This window comes from Kordiimonas sp., assembly GCF_048260245.1.
Lineage (GTDB): Bacteria > Pseudomonadota > Alphaproteobacteria > Sphingomonadales > Kordiimonadaceae > Kordiimonas.
In genome coordinates this window covers 1-25,397 of the sequence record NZ_JBLXGZ010000004.1, presented here as the reverse complement: position 1 = coordinate 25,397, position 25,397 = coordinate 1, and the positions used below count along the sequence as shown (strand labels likewise).

The following is a 25,397-nucleotide window of genomic DNA, read 5'->3' as shown; positions in this document are numbered from 1 at the left end:
CTTATCCGGGTTTCTTCAAGCTGGTCACCAGAAGAATGGCGAAACGCCGCATAAAGCCGACCTTGTTGACCAGACGTTCATAAAAAATGCCAAACAGGTACAGCACAAAGAAAATACGCAGATACTCCGGCCGCCCTTCATAGAGGGCAACATCAACGGTTTCAAGGTTGGCGCCGGACGCAAGCCGGCGAACATCTGCAGGGGTATTCAACCGGTAATGGGTGGGGAAGGTGTCTTCCTCGTTCCGTCCACGCAGCTTATTGTAAAACTTGTGAAACCATAAAGGGGTATTGGCGGCGATCAAGGGCATATAATGCCACTTGTTTGGCGTTTTGCCGAGAAAGATACCACCGGGTTTGAGCAGGCGCGCAACCTCATCCAGAAACGCCTCCGGCTTTTCGATATGTTCCATCACATTATCACAAATGATGATGTCAAAACTGCCGTCGTCAAAGGGCGTCTGTGTTACATCGCCGATAAAACCTTTATCGAGAAAAGGGTTTTCCGTTACCCGCTCATCAAGATCAATCCCCGTTGCTGACCTGACCAGCCCCCGGAAATTCATGCAGTCAATAATACCAGCGCCAGCCCCCATATCCAGCAGGTCATGCTCGGGCCGAATGACCGCCAGTACCTTCTCGCGAAACAGGTGGTCGTCCCAGTTTTTCTGAAAATCGGGGTAAAACTTATTGTCGAGATATTCGACCAGGCTCATCCTGTACTCCTATCCATCCGACATTCCAATCATCTCTGCCGCCTGAATGCTGGCGCGTGATACTTCCATGACTTCCTGAAAGGGAATTGGCGCTGCCCCGCCACTTTTCAAAGCGCTGACAAAGGCGGCGCAGCATTCATCCTGCCCCTTTTGTTGCGAAAACGAACGCTTTTTTGGCAATGTTTCGCCAAACCCGACCAACGAGCGGAAGTTGTCGAGCACAAAGGTTTTACCGGCCTGAAAAACCTCGACCCGTTCCTTCGGGAACGCACGGTGCCCATTGGCAAAATAATGCACCGTTGCAACAGAGCCATTTTCAAATTTAACAGTGATGGAAGCCGTATCGTGGCAATCGGCCACAGGCAAGCTCATGCCCACAGCGTGGATTGATATAATGGGGGAACCGGCCAGAAACCGCGCAATATCGATAAAATGGCAGGCTTCGCCGATAATGCGGCCCCCGCCTTTTTGCGGGTCTTGCACCCAACTGTCCGCCGGAATGACACCCGCATTACACGTATAGACAATGCTCATCGGCATGTCGGTTTTGCTGGTTGCTTTTTTCAGCTTCTGCATAAGAGGCGCGAAACGACGATTGAAACCCACCATCACAAGCGGAGGAGACCCGCTTTCGCCAGCCGCAGCATATGCAGTTTCAATCTGGTCAAGCTCTGTATTCGTCAGGGCAAGGGGCTTTTCTACAAATACGCTTTTGCCAGCCTTCAGCGCGTCGATAACAAAACGGCCATGGCTGTTATGTTGCGTACCGACAATAACAGCATCGACATCCTGATCCTCAAACAATGCTTCCGTGTCGGTGGTGGTCTGCTCAAAGCCCAGCTTTTTACCGTAGTGGGTACCCGTTACGCCACCAGATGAAGCAACCGTCTTGAGCCGGGCTTCTGTTTTTGCAAATGCAGGCAGAAGCATGCGGCCGGCATAGTTTCCCGCACCCACCGCAGCCAGCACCGGCGCCGAAGCGCCAGCCCGCCGTCCTCCCCTTTCAAGAGGAAGCGTCTTCTGGCGTGAGGCCGCCTCTGCCTGCGCTGGATAGTCAAGCAACACACCCAGCGCCTGCTTGTCATTCAGCAAGAACTGATACGCCTCGGGCGCTGAGTCGACTGGAAACGTTCTGGTTTTGAGGTCCGCAAGCTGCAACGTGCCTGCCGCCATGATGTCCAGCACCGCTTCAAAATTACGCTGCTCAGTCCAGCGCACAAAACCTACCGGATAGTCATGCCCCTCGTCCTCGTACCGGCTGTCATAACGGCCGGGGCCATAAGAACATGAAACCTGAAAACTTAACTCTTTCTCGTAAAAGTCCGACCGGTTGAGCTCAAGGCCCGCAACACCCACCAGCACAATGCGGCCACGCTTGCGGCACATGGTTGCCGCCTGATGAACCGGATCACTGCTTTTGGTCGACGCTGTGATAATCACCGCGTCAACGCCGCGACCACGTGAAAAGCTCTCCGCCACTTGAACAGGGTCCTGTCCTTCGGCCAGGTTTACCACCTCAGCGCCAAACGCGCGGGCAAGGGCAAGTTTGCTCTCGTCAAAATCCAGCCCGAGGACCCGGCAGCCCTGCGCCTTCAGAAGCTGAACCGTCATGAGGCCAATAAGCCCCAACCCGGTAACCACCACACATTCGCCCAAGGTGGGTTCCGCAATCCGGATGCCCTGAAGGGCAATCGCCCCTACCACGGTGAAGACGGCATCATCGGCGCGAACACCCTCAGGCACTTTGGCGCACAGGTTTTTGGGCACGCACACCATACCTGCATGATGGCCATTGGAGACAACAAGATCACCAATTTGAAATGCCTCGGCGCCCCGACCGACCTCAACAACCCGACCAACATTGGAATAACCCATAGGGACCGGTTGATCGAGCTTCGACCGCACGGCATCAATGGTGGGCAACAGACCATCGGTTTTAACCTTATCAAGCACCATTTTTACTTTTTCAGGTTGCTGTCGGGCCTTTTCCAGATAACTGGAGCGACCAAAATCAACCAGCATGCGCTCAGTCCCTGCAGAAATAAGCGAGGTCAGCGTCTCAATCAGCACGTGGCCTGCCTTCACCTGCGGCATCGGAATATCTGCAACAATGGTTTTGCCGGACCCTAGGTCCTGGAGAATCTGTTTCATTGAAATGAACTAACCTGATTAAAGAGAGCATCCTTGTCGGCGCGCTGGGGATAATTGATCAGCACAGCACGATAGACGCCTTTGAAAACAAATAGGCTGCCAGCGGCAGCACCAATAATACCGTATTGCTCAATCAGCTGCCTTATATCATCCAGACTGCCGGCTCCGCCGAGGACCGTGATAGGCACATGGGTGGCTTCCCGCACCTTGGCTATAAGCTTTTCGTCATAACCTTTCATCATGCCGTCCTGGTCAATGGCATTGACGACGATTTCACCAACCCCCAGACGCTCAAGCTCCCGACAATATTCTATCAGGTCACGCTTGACCTTCTTTTGACCGTTGTGCGTGAAAATTTCATAAGATCCGAACAAGCCCACTTTCTTGACGTCAACCACCGCAACAACACTCTGGCTGCCCACGGCTTCAACAAGATCTGTCACCAAGGAGGGATTAGCTGCAAAAGCTGCGCTCAGGGCGACTTTCTCAACGCCTGAGTTGATGATCTTCACCGCCTGTTCTACCGTTGTTACCCCGCCGCCATAACAAAATGGCATCCTGCATTCGGCGGCCAGATCTTCGATCATGCGATAGTCGGGTTCGCGTCCTTCGGCGGTCGCGTCAATGTCCAGCACGATCAGTTCATCGACTTCTTTTTCATTGAAAATCTTCACTGCATTGATCGGGTCACCCACATATTTGGGGTCCTTGAACTTCACAGTTTTAACCAGTCCCTGATTGTGGACCAGCAGACACGGTATAATTCGGGAGCGCAACATGGCTAAAATCTCGCGAAATTCTTGAAAAGCCGGATACCGTTTTGATGGCTTTTTTCAGGATGGAACTGAACACCGAACACATTGCCCGCATTAACCGAGGACGTAAAAGTGGTGCCGTAATGGGTGGTCGCGAGGACGTCATCGTCATTGCAGCATTCAAAATAGTAGGAGTGGAGGAAGTAAAAACCCCGTTCGACATCAATACCCTCAAAGAGTGGCACGGGTTTGACCGGCGTCGCGACATTCCAGCCAAGATGCGGGATATGTGGCTTGTGCGCCAGCGTGGCGGTATCGAACCTGCGCACATGAGCATCCACCCAGCCCAGGCCTCCGCGCTGGCCTTCCTCGCTCGACTTCGCCATGATCTGCATACCAACACAGACCCCGATAACAGGTGTATGGTCTTCCAACACCTTTTTATCAAGCATCGGTCGCATGCCAGACCGGTCCAGCTGATCGATGGTCGCGTCAAACGCACCAACGCCCGGCAAAACAAGGTGTGTCGCTTGCGCGATCGCATCTGCCCCGGTCGCCACAACACAGGGTATGTTCAGCCGTTTGTATATATTTGTTATGGCGCTGATATTGCCGGAACCATAATTAACGACGGTGATCATCGCTTGCCACCGAGTTCCATTCCCAGCGCCCGCATCACTTTGGCACCCACAGTATAGATGGACCGCTGGTTGCGGTAATCCTTATAGCTTTTGTTGGGCGCATTGAAATAGCCGCGAAGTTCGTCTGTCGTAATACCCAGCTTCGTCGCAATATACTCAAAATCCTGATCAATTGTCTCAGGATCGAAAGCGGGTACCCTGAGCTTCTCAAGCGCTTCTTCCCGCGTCATCTGGCCGGTGACAATAAGGCTTGAATACTGTACTTTTCGCGTATCAAAACCAAACTTCTCCGGCAACCAATAAGCCTCGTAAAACTTGGTGAAACGTGATTCAAAATGTTTTTGTGGATAAGGTTGCCAGCCAAACCGTTCCGTCAACAGTTTTACAGCGTCAGACTTGATGTAAGGGATATAATTTAGCGGCCGTTCAACCTTGATGCCCTTGATATACGGCAGGTATAATTTGTGTTTCAAAATTGACGTAATAGGGAAGTTTTTCAGTGGTCTTGAACCAAACTTGCGGTGGATGTCTTTAAGCTGGATGGAATCAGACTGGTAATACATCCACTCAATAGGGTTGCGGATGCACTCCGTCGAATAATTGGCGCCCGTGAGCACGTTGCGCACCTTATGCTCTTCCGCAAATTTGTACATGGTGGCAAAAAACGCGTGATCCTGCGGCGTATCGATGTGCGGCACACCTGACTTGAAGTAAGCCAACTGCAGATCTTTGATTTCCTGCCAGTCAATCACTTCTGTGTAGAGATCAAGGCCCAACCCATCGACGAGCTTTTCGATGTTGTTTACCGCGATCTGGGAGTTCCAGCCCGCATCGACATGAAAGACGAGCGGCCGAAGGCCCATCATTTCTTTTGCCGCGTAAACGAGGTAGGAACTGTCGATACCGCCGCTCATGCCGATGATGCAGTCGAAATCACGACCCTTGCCGTCTGCCTTGATACGTTCGATAATGCCGTCCAACTGTTCACGGCCCCGGGCATCGGTATGCCAATTAGGTTCGACTTGAGTATAAAAACCCTTGCAATGGTCACATACACCCGCACTGTCAAAAACAATAGCCGAGTCTGTCGTATCCATTACACAATTGGTGCAGATTTGATATTTACGATCGTCCACCACGAGGCGTCCCTCTAATTATTTGCGTAAATTTAATAAAATTCAGTTTTAAAAATTTAAGTTCAACTGGAATGAGCATCCCTACCTTGTGTCACCCTCGCGCCTGATTTGCGTATCCGGAACCCCGCCAAGACGCCGCTTCAGGCCGCCGTTCCGGGTCTTTGCGAACAGCCAGCAATAAAATTACAGACCAGAGGAAGCCATGGCTTACCAAACTGGTGAAAAGATCACTAGAAAAAATCACGGTTCTGATCGGAATCGCTGTCACACAGAGACTAACCCACAAAGGCACACCGGACTGTGTGAGGCTGTCGAGGAATTTCAACAGTATGCACAGCATAAGCACGTAAATGCCAACACCAAATAAACCTGCATGAGCATACCCCCGGCTGATGAAGCCATTGTTGGCACCCATTTCAGGGTTCAGCATAAAGTCACCAATGATGTAGCTCAGCGGCATACTATAATCATAGCTGATAAAAGGCGATAATACGGAGTCAGCCCAGTATACATAAGGTGTCGTACTAAAAAATTCGAAATAGCTGAAGGTTGCTGCAGCAGGCACAAAGAAGACCCGCCGGATGATCATCGAGGCCAGCATTTGCGCATCAAACAAGGCATATCCGGCATAGGCGATCAGCACCGCCAAACCGAACGTGACAGGCAGCGCAATAGCAAGGTTATTGCGTTTGAAGTAGTACCAGATGGCAAAAACGAGAAACGGGAAAAACAAGACTGCTTTGTGGGCCGTGACGCCAAAGAAAAATACCTGTAAAACCACAATCGCGACCACCGCAGTTTTTTTCTTCTTCCACACGGCATAGGTTAGCAAGAATATGCTGAATACCTTGTAGGCCCATATGTTGAGATAGGCGACAAAGCCCACATCTGTGATCTGCGAATTGACGGCACGAAACTCATAAACTGCCGACAGATCAAAGTTCAGGTTGGCAACCGCTCCCGAGAATACATACCACATGGCAACAAAAGCCACTACAAAACCCGACGCAGTTAAAGCCCAGGAAGACACGCCCGGCAAATGCGGTATTCGGATAAGCCTGATTTGTTCTTTACGGCAAACAACAGCGATCACCATGATTGCCGCCGCACTGACCAGCACCGGGTAGAGTGACCGGGACGCGTCAAGACCGGCCACTGTACATAGTGGCCCTATCAGGCCAAGGACCGCCGTCGAGCTGAAATAATCGCTCACCTGAAGCAACCTGTGCCGCAACACCGGCATGAAACTTAAATATATCAACCAGCAGAACACATAGTTCTGTATCTCGACCTCAATAAAAAAACGGTGATAGCTTGCAGCGTACACCACATTGATGAAATTTACATATGCGAAGTCCAGAATGACCTTAAACAGGATCAGCGACAGGATGAAGGTACCGCGACTATGGAGTAATTTGTTTTTCATCTTGGATACAATACTCGAATAATTCCCTGTCGCGCCGGGTCAACAAATTTGAGTTGTGCCAAAGTACGGTAAAGTTGCCACCATACCGCAAAGCGCGATCTTTCATGGCCGCTACATGTTCGTTTACAGCATTTCCATAGCCCAGCGCCATATATTCCTGCGACAACAAGGTTACGTCCATCACAATAAGCGGCCGCTGTATGATATGCAGTCTTTCCTGCTTGTGCCAACACCACATGGGAAATTCGCGGGCGGTTCCAAAACGGAACCCTGTATGATCAGCATATCCACCCGTCGTATCGTATATATATCCAGCGTCGTCCAGAAACCCAGCGGTTGTTTTGGTATTCCAGCGCAGATAATGCTGGCGATTGCCTGCTACAACGGAGTCGATACCCAGTCTTGTCAGGCAGTTTTCCAACAGCTGCTTCTCATGCACTATCTGCTTTTCATCCAGAATTGAATTGTAACTGCCGTGGATACCGACTTCATGGCCACGCGATGATGCACTTCGGATCAAGGCTTCTATCCTGTCATCCTCAAGGCTATAATCTCCATCCAGATCCGATGTGCCAGCCACAAGAAAATAAAATGCTGCCCGCCTGCCATACTGCTCGCATACCGACATATACCAATCGAAGGTATTGTACGGATCAAGCCTGTCCCCAAAACGCCCACGTGCCACGGATGCCAACAGCCGACGTACAGCCGTTCCCGGGCTGCGCCGGCGCAAAACGTCAGCCCCCAGCGATTTGACGGTGCCCATCACCGATGCCGCTGCGGGCAGGAACGGTCTGTCGACATCACAACTAACAAGAATTTCGCCTCTGGGCTGTTTGCGAACAAGAGAAGGCCAAAGCCTCTTCATACACAACCACAATATCTCGACATATTCATCAAGTAATGGGCGGTCAAGAAATCCCCCGGCATATGCTCGCGACGACTTCGCAGAAAACCGGCCATGGCAATCGCGGTTCTCGCTGTGAAAAGCATCAAAATCGCTGAGCATAAAAAATGCGGACGATAAAATATCAAGATGCAACCGCAAACCATCAGCACAGGTTTCAACGCCAGGCGCCCCAAACAAAACAGGCACCTCGGGCCTTACAAAATTACCGTTCAGCCCATTGTCTGCGGGCCGCCACATCGGCAATCGGCCGGAAGGAGGCTCGAATGCGAAGCTCCCATCCCCAACGCTCAGGGCAACCTCCGGCAAATACAAAGTACCTCCTGAAAAAGGTAGCGAGAGTGAGAGGGTCTGAGTTATTTCGCCATCAGACAGAACCTCGCTAACCCAATCAAATCCGAGAAAGTTTCGCAGAACTATATCTAGGATATACTGCTCATATGACGTAAGGGGTTTCCGACTTTTTACCTTAAACCTAGTCACGAACGGTTCAGCTTTCCCGCTTCAATCAATGAACATTTATTCAAATGCGCCGTAAGGCATGTTTTTTGAGGCGAAGCGCGGGCCTCTCCACAAAATGCCAAGAGGCCGCTGCGAATGCGAAGGTGAGGGCTAACGTAAACAGTAGCGAATAAATAGACTGGGATATTCCATAGAACAACAGCACGTTAATTATGGGCATGTGATATATATATATGCCGTAAGAGTAGTCGTTCCGACCCAGTATTCGATCGGAAAAAACTGGCAGTTTGTAAGCTACCTGAAAAACAATTGCCGCCAACAACAAATAACTGACCACATTGATTTCATTACCAGTTCCAAAAGACAGGGACGCCGAAATAAAGTTTAATATAATATAAGAAAAAACTAGTGTGTAACTATTTAGGGACATAATAAATGCTTGCACTTTTACTGAGTGGGCAACATATGCACCAAGCATAAACATGTATATCCAAGGTAGAAAAGAAACAAAAAATAATTTAGAAATTATATCATCGCGGCCATCCATTGTAATCTGCAAATAGTTTAACATAATAAATATCAATATTGCAAAGTATGTAAATATTCTTCTATAATTGAAAATTAGAAATATTAATGGTGTTAGTATATAAAATTGTATTTCTACAGAAATTGTCCACAAACTACCATTTAAAACCCCAACGCCGAACGACCTAATTGCATCGGGGTTGTAGAATTGCATAACGCTTAGCTGCGCGATCACCCAAAACCAAAACTCACCATCTGCCATTTGGGTGAATATTTTGGCATCAACAAGCCAGACCGCGAATAATGAAAATGCGAAACATACATACAGCGCAGGAAACAACCGGAGCACTCGGTTTACGACAAAGGTTTTATAGTGCTGGAAGCCAGTATTTTGCCAAGAGCGATAAATCAAATATCCACTGACAAAAAAGAAAATGGGGACACCAGGGATGTACTGCAATACTGAAATTAACTTAGGGAATATTTCGAGATGATGACAGGCATGAACTAGCACTACTTGGCTCGCGGCCACTAATCTTACGATATCAAAATTATTACGTCCCTCAAATTTCACTCCACACCCCTTTTCCTGATCTTCTCCTGTGGCTTGCTGCGGCGCCAAAAGAGAGAAATATCCACTGAAAGTAAAGCCAAAAAAACAAACAATATGGCTGGTATCTGTATAGGAAAATCTATCAACCCATGCGCCATCACCAACATGCATGCGGGAAAAGATATGGCGAAAGTCAGATGTGACGATGACATCTGCCAAAGCCTCACGAGCCCACACACCCCGAAGGCCATCAGAGCCAGAAACGGAACCAAACCCAGCCCCCATATCATCTCCAGATATTCGCTATGCGCGCGGCGGAAATACTGGTGGATCTCCGGTGGCCGAAACAGGGGGAATATCTGCTCAAATGTGCCCAAACCGTACCCGAAGACAGGGCGCTGTGCCATAGCCTCAAACACTGTCTGGTAGATATGTACACGAGGTGACTGCGACAGATCGAGCGTAAACCGGTGCCCTGCCCCACTCAGCAAAAGAAACACAAACACCAGCCCCATCACGCCGAGCGACACCGCAAGCCTGCGCACAATAGTGCTGTATTGAGCAGGGCCACGCAACCCTCGTTGCATAAACATATACACCCCACAGGCAACAACCGTCGCGGCGATAGCCCCGCGAGACCCGGCGAATGCAAGAGCAGAAAAATTAACCAGAAGAGCAACAACAAGTAGCCCGCCGGGTCCAACAAGCGCTCTTATGGTTGGCAGGAGACCTTTTTCGCTGCCCTTGGCCAGCCGAATAAACCGCCGAAGCCAGTCCATATTAGCCAAAAGCACCAGCCCGCAAAAGGTTGCGAAGTTGTTCCGGTTCACAAAGGTCGAACTGAGGCCTGTATGAGGAATACGGAGCCCCTCAAACCAGAGGATGGAGTTACTGTCCTGCAGGTAGGCGCCCAAGCCATAAATGCTCAGAGCAGTTCCCACCAGAGTGATGAAAGCCACAACCTGTGTCGCGAACTGCCGGTCACGTAAGCCCGTGTTGATGCACAACAAAAAGAAAATAGATGTACCACATATCCACAACGCGGCCTTTAGCGTCTCTTTTGGTACAAAACTTTGCGGCAAATAAACATTTTCAGCGATCCGCGTCATTGGATCGGCATATACAGAAAGGTCTGGCGCCAGCATATATTGCACCAGAAGAAAAACCAGCAAACCAAACACCACAAACAGAGCCATGCGCATACGCTTGAGTGTTTCAATCAAATAGACTGCGCGCGACGTGTGGCGAAAACCAGCAGCAGCCTCACCCATTAGCATTAGGGATATAATGATCGCCCAAAACCAGAGAAAAACAGGCTTAACACTGCCAAGGGCAATTGGCGCCAAGCCAAGTATTATGAAAATTGCCCCCTTCACATCATGCCCCTCCTCAATTGCCCGCCCACGCGAGGCCATATGTCGCCGTTACGTCACAACAGCTCACCGCGCCCAAATAGATAGTCCCGGCACGGGAGAAAAAACAAGAAATAAAGCAGATCAGGCAACCAGATAGCGATGAGAGCAGAATGACAAGAGGAGGCGGTTTGCATCAATGCTAGCGCGGTACCTGGCACAAAGGTGTGGGAAAGGGCGGATTACAGCCGGAAACGTTTCACCTGTACATGGCTGTGAACCATGCCTGCAGCCGCTACCGCGATCAACAACATGGAAAGCAAAAACTCCGCGCCTGTGAATTCCGTCATTTTTTATCCTTCGTAAGGGATTTTTATTCTCCGATTTGGCTATCATGCCGCCGCAATAAGGCGGGAAAGTGAAGGAATTGCGGTCAGTTTGTTGCGGTTTTCCGCGACGAGCGCCGCAACACTGCGGGGCAACGCACAAGATAAATATCTTGTGGTCACCGCATATCTGCCTGATCAGAGGGAAGCTAACTCAGGCCTTGCACAACCCTGCGGCAGTGAGCAGCATTCTTACCACTGGCGTATGGTGTCGGCCCGTCCCAATGCGGCTAGTGTATGGCGCCATGCCGGGGTTGCCAGCAGCGCGGACTGCGCGCTGCCGGTTTATCTGGATATCAGCTTTGTCCGGATAGCAGGCAACCGACACGGTTGCCTGCGCCAGTGTCTAGTGATGGCTTGCGGTAACCGGCGGCTTACCGAGCGGCGGTGCGAAGCTGGTGAGGTTGATACCCTCTACAGCGGCTTCATACTCGGCAATATTTGGTGTACGGCCAAGAACCGTGGCCAGCACCACAACAGGTGTGGAGGCCAGGAGCGATTCGCCCTTCTTCTCGTCGGAGTCCTCGACAACACGGCCTTTAAAGAGGCGGGTGGATGTCGCCATCACAGTGTCGCCCTTCCCGGCTTTCTCCTGGTTGCCCATGCACAGGTTGCAGCCCGGGCGCTCGAGATAGAGGGTGTTTTCATACTGGGTGCGGGCTGTGCTCTTGGGCGCGCTGTCGTCAAACTCGAAGCCCGCGTATTTCTGCAGCACTTCCCAGTCGCCTTCGGCCTTCAGCTCATCAACGATATTGTAGGTCGGCGGCGCGATCACGAGCGGGGCCTTGAACTCCACCTTGCCGTTCTGCTTCTCGATGTTCCTCAGCATCTGCGCGACGATTTTCATGTCGCCCTTGTGTACCATGCAGGAACCGACAAAGCCGAGGTCGACTTTCTTCTCACCTCCATAGAAGGAAACCGGGCGGATGGTGTCGTGCGTGTAGCGGCGGGATACGTCCGCGTTGTTCACGTCCGGGTCCGCGATCATCGGCTCGATGATCTGGTCGAGGTCCACGACAAATTCGGCGAAATATTTGGCGTTGGCATCTGGCTGCAATGCAGGTTTCCCACCCGACTTGATCTCGGCAATGCGCTGGTCCGCGATGGCGATCAGGCCCCTCAGGGTCCCCGCTGCATTGTCCATGCCCTTGTCGATCATGATCTGGATACGGCTTTTCGAGATCTCGAGCGACTGGATCAAGGTCGCGTCCTCGGAAATACAGATCGAGGCTTTTGCCTTCATTTCCGCTGTCCAGTCGGTGAAGGTAAAGGCCTGGTCGGCGATCAGCGTGCCGATATGCACTTCAATCACACGGCCCTGAAAGACGTTGTCGCCAAACTGCTTCAGCATCTGGGCTTGCGTTGCGTGTACAACATCGCGGAAGTCCATGTGCGACTTAAGGCTGCCCTTAAAGGTGACCTTGACCGATTCCGGGATCGGCATGGTGGCCTCGCCCGTTGCGAGCGCAAGTGCTACGGTGCCCGAATCCGCCCCAAAGGCCACGCCTTTGGACATGCGGGTGTGGCTGTCGCCGCCGATGATCACCGACCAGTCGTCCACGGTGATGTCATTGAGCACCTTGTGGATCACGTCCGTCATCGGGTGATACACACCCTTCGGGTCGCGCGCGGTGATAAGGCCGAACTTGTTCATGAAACTCATGAGCTTGGGGATGTTGGCTTGCGCTTTGGTGTCCCACACAGACGCGGTGTGGCAGCCGGACTGGTAGGCACCGTCTACCGTGGGCGAGATAACCGTTGCAGCCATCGCCTCAAGTTCCTGCGCCGTCATCAGGCCCGTAGTATCCTGCGAACCAACGATGTTGACTTTCACCCGAACGTCCGAGCCCGCATGCAGCACTTTGCCCGGTGCCACACCAACAGCGTTTTTATTGAAGATTTTCTCAACCGCCGTCAGGCCCTGATCTTCATGGGAAACTTCTTTCGATGCAGCAAAAACAGCCGGAGCATTGGTGCCCAGGGTCGAGGCAGCAAAAGTTTGCAACTTCTTGCCGAAAACAACCGCATAAGAGCCACCCGCCTTGATGAATTCGACCTTTGGCGAGGTCAGCGCCGACGAGATATCAACGAGCTCTTTTTCGCCCGTCGCATCATAAAGCTTCTTCGTTTTTGTGTTGATCGTGAAAACCGTACCTGTCTCAACGGAATAAACCTGCTCAAGAACAGGGTCCCCATTTGCGTCCACAACCGGCTTGCCTTCCCCATCAAGCTTCTTGACCCAGTTCTTGAGGTCGAGACCAATACCGCCCGTGACACCGACCGTGGTCAGAAAGATCGGAGAGATACCGTTCGTGCCCCCCACAATTGGAGCAATATTCACGAAAGGCACATAGGGGCTGGCTTGTTTGCCTGTCCAGAGCGCGACGTTATTCACGCCGGACATGCGGCTTGACCCCACACCCATCGTGCCCTTCTCGGCCACCAGCATCACACGTGCATCAGGATGCTGCCTCTGCAACGCCTGAATTTCAGCCTGCGCTTCCTCGGAGATCATGCACTTGCCGTGCAGCTCACGGTCTGAGCGGGAGTGGGCCTGATTGCCGGGCGACAGAAGGTCAGTGGAAACATCGCCTTCAGCCGCGATGTAGGTAACAACCTTGATGTGCTCTTCAATATCAGGAAGCTTGGTAAAGAACTCGGCCTTTGCATAGCTCTCCAGAATATCTTTGGCGATCACATTCCCGGCGGCAAAAGCAGCGGCAAGCCGCTCGGTATCGGCTTCATAAAGGAATACCTGCGACTTCAGCACCTCAGCAGCTTTGTTCGCAACTGCCTGATTGTCACCGAACGCCAGATCGAGAAGTACCTCAACAGACGGGCCACCCTTCATGTGAGACAAAAGCTCATAGGCGAAGTCTGCGGAGATTTCCTCAACAACAGCACCACCAAGGATAATTTCCTTCAGGAATCTGGCTTTTGCGCCCGCAGCACTCGTGGTGCCGGGCATGGTGTTGTAGATGAAAAACTCAAGTGACGCTTTTCTGTGCTCATTGCCCTGATCTCTGAGCTGGTCAATGATCTCTTGTGTAAGCGCTCCATCTTCAATGGGCTTTGGATTCAATCCCTGGTTTCTGCGCGTTGCGATCTCGTTCAAATATTCCGTGTACAAACCCATGACTATCCTGACAAAAAGTGTTAGATGAAGCTTGAACCCCGGGCCGCAGATAAATCTGCCAAGCAAGGGAAAAGCGGGCCGGCGCGGATACTATTTCAACATACCCTTGCTTGCAAGAAGGTTCGGCTCGAAAAACATTAGTTTTCGGCCAATTTTTGCGCTTCCCCATGCGTAAAATCGGCCTACCTCAAACCCTTTAAGTGGAGTTCTTGATCTCATGGCATCCGTTGGCAACGACACGCTTAAAACACGCCGCACACTCACGGTGGGCGACAAAGAATATGATTATTACAGCCTCAAGGCGGCGGCTGAAAAAATTGGTGACGTAACCCGCCTGCCATACACACTCAAGGTTCTGCTTGAGAATCTCTTGCGTTTTGAGGACGGTACGTCAGTAACCACCGCCGACATTCAGGCTCTCGCCGACTGGCAGAAAAACAAACGCTCAGACCACGAGATCGCCTACCGCCCGGCCCGTGTGCTGATGCAGGATTTTACCGGTGTCCCTGCCGTGGTTGACCTCGCCGCCATGCGCGATGCAATGGCCGAATTGGGCGGTGACCCTGAAAAGATCAACCCGCTGGCGCAGTGTGACCTTGTGATCGACCACTCCGTGATGGTTGACAAATTTGGCACCCCACAGGCATTTAAACAGAACGTCGACCTTGAGATGGAGCGCAACAAAGAGCGTTACGAATTCCTCAAATGGGGCCAGAACAGCCTGAATAACTTCAATGCTGTGCCTCCGGGGACCGGCATCTGCCATCAGGTAAACCTTGAATATCTGGCGAAAACCGTCTGGACATCCGAGGAAGACGGCCGCACCGTTGCCTACCCTGACACCTGCGTCGGCACCGACAGCCACACCACCATGATCAACGGTCTTGCCGTGCTGGGCTGGGGTGTAGGCGGTATCGAGGCTGAGGCTGCCATGCTTGGCCAACCGGTATCCATGCTGATCCCCGAGGTGGTCGGGTTCAAACTGACCGGCAAGCTCAAGGAAGGCATCACAGCAACTGACCTTGTGCTGACCGTTGTGCAGATGCTGCGCGAGCGCGGCGTGGTTGGCAAGTTTGTCGAATTTTACGGTAACGGCCTTGACCAGTTGACCCTCGCCGACCAGGCGACTATCGCCAACATGGGGCCTGAATACGGTGCAACCTGCGGCTTTTTCCCGATCAGCCAGCAAACGCTTGATTATATGAACTTCACCGGCCGCGATGAAGGGACCATCGCGCTTGTGGAAGCCTACGCCAAAGAGCAGGGCATGTGGCGTGACGCAGACGCGCCCGAACCTGAGTTCACCGACACGCTTGAGCTTGATATCTCCACAGTCATGCCGTCGCTTGCAGGCCCCAAACGCCCGCAGGACCGAGTGGAACTGGCGAATGCTGCCCCTGCCTTCGACGAGGTTATGGCCTCCTACGGTAAGGACGGTACTGGCGAGTTTGCGGTGGCTGGCGAAGACTATAAGTTGAAAAACGGTGACGTCTGCATCGCGGCCATCACCAGCTGTACCAACACATCGAACCCGGGTGTGTTGATCGCGGCGGGCCTTGTTGCGAAAAAGGCGCATGAGCTAGGCCTTGAGCGCAAGCCTTGGGTCAAAACCTCGCTTGCGCCCGGTTCACAGGTTGTGACCGACTATCTTGACCGCGCCGGCCTGACAGAGCATCTGAATGCCCTCGGTTTCAACCTTGTCGGTTACGGCTGCACCACCTGTATCGGTAACTCCGGCCCGCTGGATGGCCCGATCTCCAAAGCCATCAATGAAAACGATATGGTCTGCACCAGTGTGCTGTCCGGTAACCGTAACTTCGAAGGCCGCGTCAGTCAGGACCTGAAGGCAAACTATCTGGCGTCACCGCCGCTTGTGGTGGCCTACGCCATTGCCGGTTCCATGCGCATAGATATCACCACCCAGCCCCTGGCACAGGACAGGGACGGCAATGACGTATACCTCAAGGACCTCTGGCCATCCAACCAGGAGGTACATGACGCCATCACCAAATCACTGACGCGCGAAATGTTCATTGAGCGTTACGCCGATGTGTTTACCGGCACGCCTGAGTGGCAGGCCATCCCGGTTGTGGAAGGCAAAACATACGAGTGGAACAAAAAATCCACCTATGTACAGCACCCGCCTTACTTCCTGGGCATGGGCCCGGATGTGGCCGACACAGCCAATATCATAGGCGCGCGTCCGCTCGCGCTTCTGGGCGACAGCATCACCACCGACCACATCAGCCCGGCAGGCGCCATCAAACCGGACAGCCCGGCGGGCCATTACCTTCAGTCGAAAGGCGTCGCGGTCGCTGACTTCAACAGCTACGGCTCCCGCCGCGGCAACCACAAAGTCATGATGCGCGGCACCTTTGCCAACATTCGCCTGCGCAACCTGATGGCGCCGGGTACCGAGGGTGGCTGGACCACGCACCAGCCGAGCGGCGAAGTGATGAGCATCTATGATGCCTCGATGAAGTATCAGGAAGCGGGTACACCGCTTGTTGTGATCGGCGGCAAGGAATACGGCACGGGCTCAAGCCGTGACTGGGCTGCCAAAGGCACCAACCTTCTGGGGGTCAAAGCGGTTCTGGTTGAGAGCTTCGAGCGCATCCACCGGTCGAACCTGGTTGGCATGGGCGTGCTGCCACTGCAGTTTGCTGAAGGCGACAGCCGCGAGAGCCTCGGCCTTGTCGGCACTGAAACCTTTGACGTCACTGGCATTGAAGGCACCATCAAACCACGCCAGGACGTGACGGTGACGATCCACTATGCGGACGGCACGCATAAAACGATTACCGTTCTCTGCCGTGTGGATACGGAAGACGAGGTTGCCTATTACAGGAATGGCGGCATTTTGCACTATGTGCTGCGCCGCCTTGCCTCGTAACACAGAACCAGAAACCAGAAAAAGGCGGCCGATGGGCCGCCTTTTTCATTGCCTGCCGCCTTAAGTCCGCTACCTTGGGTGGACAGCAACCGACCGTGGCCCAAAAATGCTACTGGTAGCCCTCCCTCACACACAGGTGATTGGCAAGTGACCCCTGCAACTCGTAAGTAATAAGCATGAAAAATTTAATACTGTCCGCACTGATTCTTCTGTTCACAGGCTTATCATCTAGCCTGGCGCAGGCCGATGATAGTAACCGCCTTACTGTTGTTGAACTGTTCACAAGCCAAGGTTGCTCATCGTGCCCACCTGCCGACGCGGCACTGAAGTCTCTGCGCAACCGGCCGGGCACTCTGACCCTGTCGTGGCCAGTTGATTATTGGGACCGTCTGGGTTGGGAAGATACATTCGCGCATCCGCACAATGCGATCAGGCAAGCCGCCTACAACAAGCGGCTCGGCCGCGGTGGCGTGTTTACCCCGCAGATGATTCTGGACGGGCGGGTACAATGCGTCGGTTCAAAGCCCGAAAAGGTGCGCGCATCCATCGCTAAAGTGCGGTCAATGAATCACCCTTGGGTAAGGCCGTCCCTGACATCCATGGCTGACAACACCGTCCGGGTGACCTTGCCTGCGACTGACGTTGAAGGCCCTGTGTCCATCCGCGTGGTGTGGTACCTTGGTGATGCAGAGGTTGAGATTGGTGACGGTGAAAACCAAGGTCGTCGGCTGTATTATACCAATGTGGTGCGTGCTTCGGATGTTGTCGATATGGAATGGCAGGGCAAGGCTGAAACACTGACGCTTGATTTGGGCGCGGGCCGTGCCGCTGGCGCGGATCATGTCGCCATCCTGCTGCAACAGGACTATGTACACGGACCCATCATAGGGGCCGCAAGCCTGACCCTCCCCGAGGCATCAACACAGGCTTCCGCCAAACGCTAGTCGACAAAACAGCGCTCACTGGCCACTCATTCCTTGACATTGTCCCGCAATACCGTCATAGAGCGCGGCGGCGAATATGACCACCCTATGTGATTTATAGGGGTAAGGGCCCACAAGCACCCCGGCAAGATCGGACAGCGAAGCGGCCTCATTAGAACGAAGTTTCCGTGCGAAGGTCGCACTAACCATCTGTGTCTTGGCTGAGCAAAGTCTCAGACTGCCAAACCATCGGTTCAGGAAAAGGCGTTCCCGCCACAAATATAAACGCCGGAAGATGCTGTGTGATGCGGCACTTCGGGACTAACCGATGCTAGGACATACATGACTGACTTCAGTACGCTCTCCTTGAGCGCACCGGTTCTTCGCGCGATCGAGGAACAGGGCTTTACCACAACGACCGAAATTCAAGCTGCGACCATCCCGGCCCTGATGACAGGGCAGGACGTTATTGGCATCTCGCAAACGGGCGGCGGCAAGACCGCGGCTTTTGTACTGCCGATGATCGAACGTCTGATGGCCTATGAAGATAAACCAAAAAGCGGCATGCCGCGCGCGCTGATCCTGGCGCCAACACGTGAGCTTGCGCTGCAAATTTCCGAGACAGTGAAGGCGCTGAGCCGCCACACCGAGCTCAAGAACTGCACCATTTTCGGTGGCGCGCCTTACCGCACCCAAATTCACATACTGCGTCGCGGTGTCGACATCCTTGTCGCCACACCCGGTCGTCTGCTGGACCATATGAAACAGGGCAACATCTATCTGGATGAAACCGAGTATTTTGTGCTCGATGAGGCCGACCGCATGCTCGACATGGGCTTTGTGGACGATGTGCGCCTTGTCGCGGCCAAAATGATGTCCGACCACCAGTCGGTCATGTTCTCGGCCACCATGAACGGCGGCATCCGGACACTTGCGAATACACTCCTGAAAAACCCTGCGCAGATTGAAGTGGCCCGTGAAGCGACGATCGCCGACAATCTGACCCACAAAGTCATGTTTGTGCCCTATGACAAAAAACATGATCTGCTGCTGCACATGATTGAAACCAAGAAAGTGACCAAGTCGCTGATCTTCGTGCGTACCAAGCGCGAAGCTGACGAACTGGCAGGTTTCATGGAAGCCTCTGGTTTCAGCGCCGATTCGATCCACGGAGACAAACAACAGCGTCAGCGCGAGCGCATAATCCGTGGCTTCAAGGGCGACCGCACCGACTTCCTCGTGGCAACAGACGTCGCTGCACGCGGCATTGATGTCAAAGACATCGGCCATGTGTTCAACATCGACGTGCCGGTTGAAGCAGAATCATATGTACACCGTATTGGTCGTACCGCCCGTGGCGGCAAGTCCGGCGAAGCGTATACCTTCTGCAGCAAAGGCGAATTTGGCCTGCTACGCGCCGTTGAGCGAGTGATCAAGATGGAAATCGAGACGGAAGAGGACAACCCTTTCCCGCTGAAGATCGACCGTCACAAGGTCAAGCCACGTGGTGACCGTCCTGCACACCGGCGCGGCGGTGCTCGCCCCTTCGCCAAGGACGGCAAACCAGGGTTCAAAGGCGGGAAACGCCCATCCGGCAAACCATTTACCGGCAAGCGCGCCGATGGTGGACGTGTTGAAGGCAAACGCTTTGATGATCGCCGTGCCGAAGGCCGCAGCGAAGGTAAGCGTTTTGAGGGCAAGCGTTCAGAAGGTGCCAGCTCCGACGGCAAGCGCTTTGACGGTCGCCGTTCCGAGGGGGGGCGCAATGAGAGCAAGCAATTTGAAGGCAAACGTCCTGAAGGCAAACGCTTTGAAGGAAAAAAACCGGCAGGAAAATGGACCGACAGCAAACGCGCTGACGGCGGCAAGCCTGAAGGCCGGCGCGCGGGCCCCGCAAAACCGGCCGGAAAACCGGCAGGCAAAAAGTTCGGACCCAAAAAAGCGGCAGGCAAGCCAGCCCTTAAATCAGGCTTTAAAGCGGGCGGCGCACGCAAAGCTAAAACCGGCGGAAACCAACCACTGAAACGCCGGTCAGCTTAAAGCTTGCAGGTTAGCAATACAGAAAAAAACTGTAGAGGAAGGCGACATTGCCTTCCTCATCGGCTGCTGGCAGGTCCAGGACCTCAAAGCGACTCTGCTGGCTACCCCGAAAAGGCACCATACCAGCGTGTCGGCCGTATGTGGCACCCGCCTGAATGGCCTTGAAATAATCGGCATAGTCACTGAAGGTAATATCTGGCAGGTCAGAGAAGCGACTTCCTTTGCGGATACGGACTCCGAACATTCCCATCGCATTCTCCCCAATCACACGGAAACGCAAGTTTCCGTCCTGTGGCAGTTCTGCGAGAATCATACGAGAGTGCCAGCCGGCAAAATCTTCAAAACGCAAATTAGATCGCTTTGGGACAAAGCCACATCCGTTGCTATCCAGCCAGAGAGGGAGCAACATGCTGAAAGAACACAGAGGTGCATCTTCAGCCTGGTTGGCCCAGATTGACGCCAAATCATTGGTCGTCGCTTTATAACTCTGTCGCTGCAGGCGGACGGCACGCCCGTCTGGCTTATTACTCGATACGTTTAACATCTTTACATATACACTCTTACTAACCCACCACTTGCAGCCGTTATAAGAGGAAAGCTATGAAGAAAACGTTAGCGCTTACTCTCTGCCTTTTGTCGTTGTCGTATCCGGCAGCTTCTGAAAGTCAATCCGCCTTTGAAGCAGGGCAAGCTGCGCGAACGCGCGGCGCCGAAGCCTTCCGCGATGGCGACATCCCTGCAGCGCTTGCCGCGATGGAAGAAGCCCTGAGCTTTCGGCCCACGCATCCCGGCCTTCTTGGTAATGTCGCATATCTGGCAGCCACTACCGGTGACGGCGGACGCGCCTATGCGGCAGCCACGGCGTATGCGGCCCTCGGGCTCGTGCCCGGCGAGGAAGTGCAAGCCAAGATCAAACAGGCTGTTACAGCTGATGCCTGGCGCAGGCTTGAGGCGCTTTTTGCCAAAAATAATCAAAAAATAGGCATGTTCGAGATTTCAGCCTCGTTCGAGCGCGACCTCGTTCTGATCGAGGGAATCACCGAAGATGACGAAGGTACGCTTTATGCCTCAACAGTGGTGTCGGGTGGTATATATCGCCGGGACGGCTGGAAGGCAGTGCAAATCGTCGATGCAAAAGACCATGAATTTGGCAGTTTTTTCGGCATGGCGTTTCATCATGGCGCCCTATACGTGACCTTCGGCCGCATTGCACAAACGCCCGGCTACGAGCCGGACCAGGGCCAGACCGGCCTTGCAAAGATCGACCCGAAAACCGGAAATGTGCTGAAGGTCTGGACGTTGCCGGACGGGACCGACGGCCAGCAGATCGCCGACCTTACCATTACCGAGAACGGCACCATCTACCTCAGTGATGCGCAGGGCGGCAGGGTTTATAAAGTTGTTGGCGATGCGCTGCAACCTGCCTTTACCCATAAAGGCTTCATGAGCCCACAGGGTCTCGCGGAACTGCCCGGCATCGGGCTTTTCCTCGCCGATTACGGTCGCGGCATATGGCGTCTTGATGAAAAATCAGGCGGCATAATCCTTATGGAGCCACCGAAAAACACAAGCCTTCTCGGGATTGATGGTCTTATCGCCCATAAAGGCCAGCTATATGCTATCCAGAACGGTGTGTCCCCACAGCGCATTATCAAGGTTGGCTTTATTGAAGGCGAGATAACATCAATCGATGTTGTCGCGCAAAACCTTGAGCCGTGGAACGAACCAACTCTGGGCGTCAGTACTGATGACGGCGTGCTCTATGTCGCCGCCAGCCAGTGGCCCAAATATGATAAATGGGGTGCCGTTCGTCAGGGGGCGAAACCACCGGCACCCACCCCGATCATGCTGATTAGGGATTAGTCTTCCAACGCACTCTCAGCAACAATGTCGTAGTGATCCGGCAAAAGGTATCGTTCAAAAACACCAACTTTTGCTGTGTAGCCTGGTTTGAAGAAAAAAGGCGCAAGCGTCTCAATCTTCCTGGTGCGGCCATCCGGGAACCGGACCGTGATCGTGCGCCACCCTTCGGCGCCATCTTCAAGTGCAATCACCTCGGCGCTGACCACACGGGTCGGCGCGTCGGGCAAGCGAAACGCAAACCACACGGCGCCAACCACCAAAAGCGCGGCGAACAACAGCCGCCAACCATATACCTTCATGCTTCCCTCTCCAGCTGTGCCTTGGCCCATCCCGCCGCATCGCGCACAACATCGCTGGCATCATGGCAAAGATTGTTCACTGCTGGCAAGTGTTCCCGGTCTCCCGTGTTGCCGATGGCATAAAGCACATTGCGCACGAAGCGGTCGCGCCCGATGCGCTTGATCGGGCTGCCGGAGAAAACCTCGCGGAAGGTGGCATCATCCAGCACGACAAGGTCAGCCAGCGCGGGCGCACCAAGCTCAACCCGCGCGTGGAAAGCGGCTTCATGGCTAGCTTTTGCAAACTTGTTCCATGGGCAGGCGGCCAGACAGTCGTCACAGCCATAGATGCGGTTGCCTAGCGCGCGGCGGAACGCCTCGTCAATCGGGCCCTTGTGCTCAATGGTGAGGTAAGAGATACAGCGCCGTGCGTCGATCTGGTAGGGAGCCGGGAAAGCATCCGTCGGGCAGGCATCAATGCAGACCCGACAACTGCCGCACTGGTCACGGTGCGGAGCATCGGCGGGCAATTCCATGTCGGTATAAATCGCGCCAAGGAAAAGCCAGCTGCCAAACCTTGGGCTGACCATATTGGTGTGTTTGCCTTGCCAACCCAGGCCCGCCGCCGCCGCCAGCGGCTTTTCCGGCACCGGTGCTGTGTCGACAAAAACTTTCAGTTCGCAGTGATAGCTCTCGACAATCCAGCGTGCGAAGGCCTTGAGACGTTTTTTAATCAGGTCGTGATAGTCCTTGCCACGCGCATAAACCGAGATATTGCCATATTCCGGCGCTTCCAGCAGCACCCGAGGATCGTCCTTGGGGCCATAATTGACGCCCAGCATGATCGCGGACCGAGCCTCTGGCCAAAGACCCTGCGGGCTTTCCCGGTGATGCAGGCGCGTTTCCATCCATTCCATAGTGCCATGGCGACCCTTGGCCACGAACGTGCGCAATCGCCCCGAGACCTCATCAGGCAAAACGGCTCCGGTAATACCAAAGGCATCAAAGCCGAGCTCGGTTGCTTTGGCTTCAAGCCCGGCCCGAAGATCGCCAGACCCGGAGCTTCTGCCCGCAAGCATCTAAAAATCCAGTTCCTGATAATGCTTGGGTGGGGTCAGCCCGGTGATACGGTCGGTCAGCAACGCGCGGATGGACCGGCGGGACTTCACTCGCACATACCATTCTTTGACCATGGGCCACTGCTCCCAGGCGATGTCACCAAAATAGTCAATGACCGAGATATGCGCGGCGGCCGCGGCATCCGCCATGGTAAACTGTGGCCCTGCAAGATAGTGCCGGCGTTCAGCCAGATAGGTGATGTAGCGCAAGTGTACCTTGAGGTTATGAGAGGCGCAGCGGATAGTTTCCGAATCCGGCTCACCCATACCCAGGAAGCGCTTGAACAGCTTTTCAGACACCGTGTGTCGCGTGACTTCCGTGCCGACTTTGGAATGGAACCAGCCCGCGAGACGCCTGATTTCATAACGTTCGTCGGCATCACCGATCAGCAGTGCAGGCTCGGGAATCACCTCTTCCAGATATTCCGCAATCGCCATCGTGCCCGAGTAGGCATGGCCGTCATCCATTACGAGTACAGGCACTTCACCCGCCGGGTTCAGCGCCAGAAAGGCGGGCCTTCGCTCCCATTCCTGCTCAAGGCGCAAGTCAAAGTCTACGCGCTTCTCGGCAAGAAGCACACGGACAAAACGAGCGGCGGGACTGAGCCAGTGATGATACAAAGTTGGCATGACAGCCCTCTTCATAACGTATGTTTGGAGGGTCGCCAATTCGGAAATTGCGCCAGAGGAGGATTATCTGGCGCAAAGGTTGCTCACTTTATGCTCACGTCAAGCCGTCAGTTTTTCACCTGACTGCTCATCGCTTACCGGATGCTCAAGACGGTTGATCATTTCCTTCGGTACAATCTGGAAGAAACCGCCTTTTTTGGACTCCCAGTTCGAAAGAACCGTCGCGCCCCAGCGAGAGTGCGTCTCAGCGACATGCTCTTCGATAAGGGACTTCAGTTTCGCTTCCCAGTGTGCGCTCGAAATCCGGTTATACAGCACCGAGTCGCCGTTCACATGCTCCTCAAACGTACCGTCTTCATCCAGCACAAAAGCCATGCCGCCGGTCATGCCGGCACCGAAGTTGTCGCCAACGGACCCGAGGATCACCGCGGTGCCACCGGTCATATATTCACAACCGTTAGCGCCACAGCCTTCAATAACGACTTCCACCCCGGAGTTCCGCACCGCAAAACGCTCCCCGGCCTGGCCCGCAGCAAACAGTTTACCTGCGGTCGCGCCATACAGCACCGTATTGCCAATGATGGTATTATCCTTGGAATTGAACGACGCCCGGTTTGACGGCCGCACCACAATAGTACCGCCCGAGAGACCCTTGCCGACATAGTCGTTGGCATCACCCGCCACCTCAAGCTTGAGGCCCTGCACCGCAAAAGCGCCCAACGATTGGCCAGCCGAGCCTCTGAGCCGTACCGTCACATGGTCGGGCTTCAAACCGTTCATGCCAAAAGTGCGGGTAATCTCACTGGAAAAACGTGTGCCAATGGCGCGCAGCGTGTTTTGTACCGAATAGGTAAGCTGCATCTTCTCGCCTTTGGTGAACACGGCCGAGGCATCCTCCAGCATCTGTGCATCAAGCGAATCCGGCACCTCGTTGCGGCCCTCAAGCGTACAGAGAGAGCGACGGTTACGGCCCCCCACCTGTACCAGCAGCGGGTTCAGGTCCAGGTCATCAAGATGCTCGGCACCACGGCTGACCTGATGCAACAAGTCAGTGCGGCCGATGATGTCATCCAGCTTGTCAACGCCCAGTTCAGCAAGAATCTCGCGGGTTTCTTCAGCGATAAAACTAAAGAGATTCACCACTTTTTCCGCCGAGCCATCGAATTTTTTGCGCAGGTCTTCGTCTTGTGTACAAATACCCACAGGACAGGTATTGGAATGGCACTGCCGCACCATGATGCAACCCAGCGCCACCAGCGACGCCGTGCCCACGCCGTATTCCTCCGCCCCAAGAAGGGCGGCAATCACGACGTCACGACCCGTGCGGATGCCACCGTCTGTACGCAATTTCACCCGGTGGCGAAGGCCATTGAGCGTCAACACCTGATTGACCTCTGCAAGGCCGATCTCCCAAGGTGTGCCCGCGTATTTGATGCTGGTTTGCGGGCTGGCGCCGGTGCCGCCCGAATGGCCGGACACAAGAATTATGTCCGCGTGTGCCTTTGCC

The 25,397-nt window shown here is 53.8% G+C and carries 19 protein-coding genes; 4 read left to right on the top strand and 15 right to left on the bottom strand.

From position 1 onward, the window contains the following. Position 1 precedes the first annotated feature (1 nt). From ACN0VM_RS03390 to ACN0VM_RS03345, 10 genes are all read right to left on the bottom strand, one after another. The gene (locus ACN0VM_RS03390; RefSeq protein WP_417449436.1) at positions 2–715 is read right to left on the bottom strand and encodes a class I SAM-dependent methyltransferase; all 714 of its coding nucleotides are present in this window, start codon (positions 713–715) and stop codon (positions 2–4) included. Between the two features lie 9 nt (positions 716–724). Continuing rightward, positions 725–2,866 carry a bi-domain-containing oxidoreductase gene (locus ACN0VM_RS03385; RefSeq protein WP_417449435.1) on the bottom strand — a complete coding sequence of 714 codons (2,142 nt, stop codon included), beginning with the start codon at positions 2,864–2,866 and terminating at the stop codon, positions 725–727. Further along, positions 2,863–3,645, bottom strand: coding sequence for an AglZ/HisF2 family acetamidino modification protein (locus ACN0VM_RS03380; protein WP_417449434.1), 783 nt, complete (start codon positions 3,643–3,645; stop codon positions 2,863–2,865). Before ACN0VM_RS03380 ends, ACN0VM_RS03385 begins: the two co-directional genes overlap by 4 nt. A gap of 2 nt (positions 3,646–3,647) precedes the next feature. Continuing rightward, a complete protein-coding gene (gene hisH / locus ACN0VM_RS03375) occupies positions 3,648–4,262 on the bottom strand; it encodes an imidazole glycerol phosphate synthase subunit HisH (protein WP_417449433.1) in 615 nt (204 codons plus the stop codon). Then, positions 4,259–5,398: an N-acetyl sugar amidotransferase gene (locus ACN0VM_RS03370; protein WP_417449432.1), complete on the bottom strand. Its 1,140-nt coding sequence runs from the start codon at positions 5,396–5,398 to the stop codon at positions 4,259–4,261. Before ACN0VM_RS03370 ends, hisH begins: the two co-directional genes overlap by 4 nt. A 91-nt stretch (positions 5,399–5,489) precedes the next feature. After that, complete coding sequence (locus tag ACN0VM_RS03365) at positions 5,490–6,824, bottom strand: hypothetical protein (protein ID WP_417449431.1); 1,335 nt, start codon at positions 6,822–6,824, stop codon at positions 5,490–5,492. Then, positions 6,802–7,866: a polysaccharide deacetylase family protein gene (locus tag ACN0VM_RS03360; protein WP_417449430.1), complete on the bottom strand. Its 1,065-nt coding sequence runs from the start codon at positions 7,864–7,866 to the stop codon at positions 6,802–6,804. The genes ACN0VM_RS03365 and ACN0VM_RS03360 overlap by 23 nt, the downstream gene beginning before the upstream one ends. Positions 7,867–8,254: 388 nt before the next feature. Then, the gene (locus ACN0VM_RS03355; RefSeq protein WP_417449429.1) at positions 8,255–9,340 is read right to left on the bottom strand and encodes an acyltransferase family protein; all 1,086 of its coding nucleotides are present in this window, start codon (positions 9,338–9,340) and stop codon (positions 8,255–8,257) included. Next, positions 9,289–10,647, bottom strand: coding sequence for an O-antigen ligase family protein (locus ACN0VM_RS03350; RefSeq protein ID WP_417449428.1), 1,359 nt, complete (start codon positions 10,645–10,647; stop codon positions 9,289–9,291). The genes ACN0VM_RS03355 and ACN0VM_RS03350 overlap by 52 nt, the downstream gene beginning before the upstream one ends. A 708-nt stretch (positions 10,648–11,355) precedes the next feature. After that, positions 11,356–14,145, bottom strand: a complete 2,790-nt coding sequence (locus ACN0VM_RS03345) for a bifunctional aconitate hydratase 2/2-methylisocitrate dehydratase (RefSeq protein WP_417449427.1) — start codon at positions 14,143–14,145, stop codon at positions 11,356–11,358. A gap of 217 nt (positions 14,146–14,362) precedes the next feature. On the opposite strand from ACN0VM_RS03345, the gene acnA reads away from it, so the two are divergent. From acnA to ACN0VM_RS03330, 3 genes are all read left to right on the top strand, one after another. Then, positions 14,363–17,038, top strand: coding sequence for an aconitate hydratase AcnA (gene acnA / locus ACN0VM_RS03340; protein ID WP_417449426.1), 2,676 nt, complete (start codon positions 14,363–14,365; stop codon positions 17,036–17,038). A 176-nt stretch (positions 17,039–17,214) separates the two neighbouring features. Next, on the top strand, positions 17,215–17,982 hold the full coding sequence (locus ACN0VM_RS03335) for a DUF1223 domain-containing protein (RefSeq protein WP_417449425.1): 768 nt from the start codon (positions 17,215–17,217) through the stop codon (positions 17,980–17,982). A gap of 321 nt (positions 17,983–18,303) precedes the next feature. Then, on the top strand, positions 18,304–20,001 hold the full coding sequence (locus tag ACN0VM_RS03330) for a DEAD/DEAH box helicase (RefSeq protein ID WP_417449424.1): 1,698 nt from the start codon (positions 18,304–18,306) through the stop codon (positions 19,999–20,001). 10 nt (positions 20,002–20,011) lie between these two features. Here ACN0VM_RS03330 and ACN0VM_RS03325 read toward each other — a convergent pair whose 3' ends face one another. Continuing rightward, positions 20,012–20,350: a hypothetical protein gene (locus ACN0VM_RS03325; RefSeq protein WP_417449423.1), complete on the bottom strand. Its 339-nt coding sequence runs from the start codon at positions 20,348–20,350 to the stop codon at positions 20,012–20,014. A gap of 251 nt (positions 20,351–20,601) precedes the next feature. Between ACN0VM_RS03325 and ACN0VM_RS03320 the strand changes: the two genes are divergently transcribed. Then, complete coding sequence (locus ACN0VM_RS03320) at positions 20,602–21,864, top strand: hypothetical protein (protein ID WP_417449422.1); 1,263 nt, start codon at positions 20,602–20,604, stop codon at positions 21,862–21,864. On the opposite strand, the gene ACN0VM_RS03315 is transcribed toward ACN0VM_RS03320, so the two are convergent. The 4 genes from ACN0VM_RS03315 to ACN0VM_RS03300 form a co-directional block, all read right to left on the bottom strand. Beyond that, complete coding sequence (locus ACN0VM_RS03315) at positions 21,861–22,163, bottom strand: hypothetical protein (protein ID WP_417449421.1); 303 nt, start codon at positions 22,161–22,163, stop codon at positions 21,861–21,863. The two genes, ACN0VM_RS03320 and ACN0VM_RS03315, sit on opposite strands and share 4 nt — an antisense overlap. Further along, on the bottom strand, positions 22,160–23,221 hold the full coding sequence (gene queG, locus ACN0VM_RS03310) for a tRNA epoxyqueuosine(34) reductase QueG (protein ID WP_417449420.1): 1,062 nt from the start codon (positions 23,219–23,221) through the stop codon (positions 22,160–22,162). The genes ACN0VM_RS03315 and queG overlap by 4 nt, the downstream gene beginning before the upstream one ends. Continuing rightward, positions 23,222–23,890 (bottom strand): glutathione S-transferase family protein, encoded by a 669-nt coding sequence (locus ACN0VM_RS03305; RefSeq protein ID WP_417449419.1) that lies wholly within the window; start codon positions 23,888–23,890, stop codon positions 23,222–23,224. Positions 23,891–23,989: 99 nt separating this feature from the next. Further along, the coding region (locus ACN0VM_RS03300) for a glutamate synthase-related protein (protein WP_417449418.1) at positions 23,990–25,397 on the bottom strand (1,408 nt) is incomplete at its 5' end.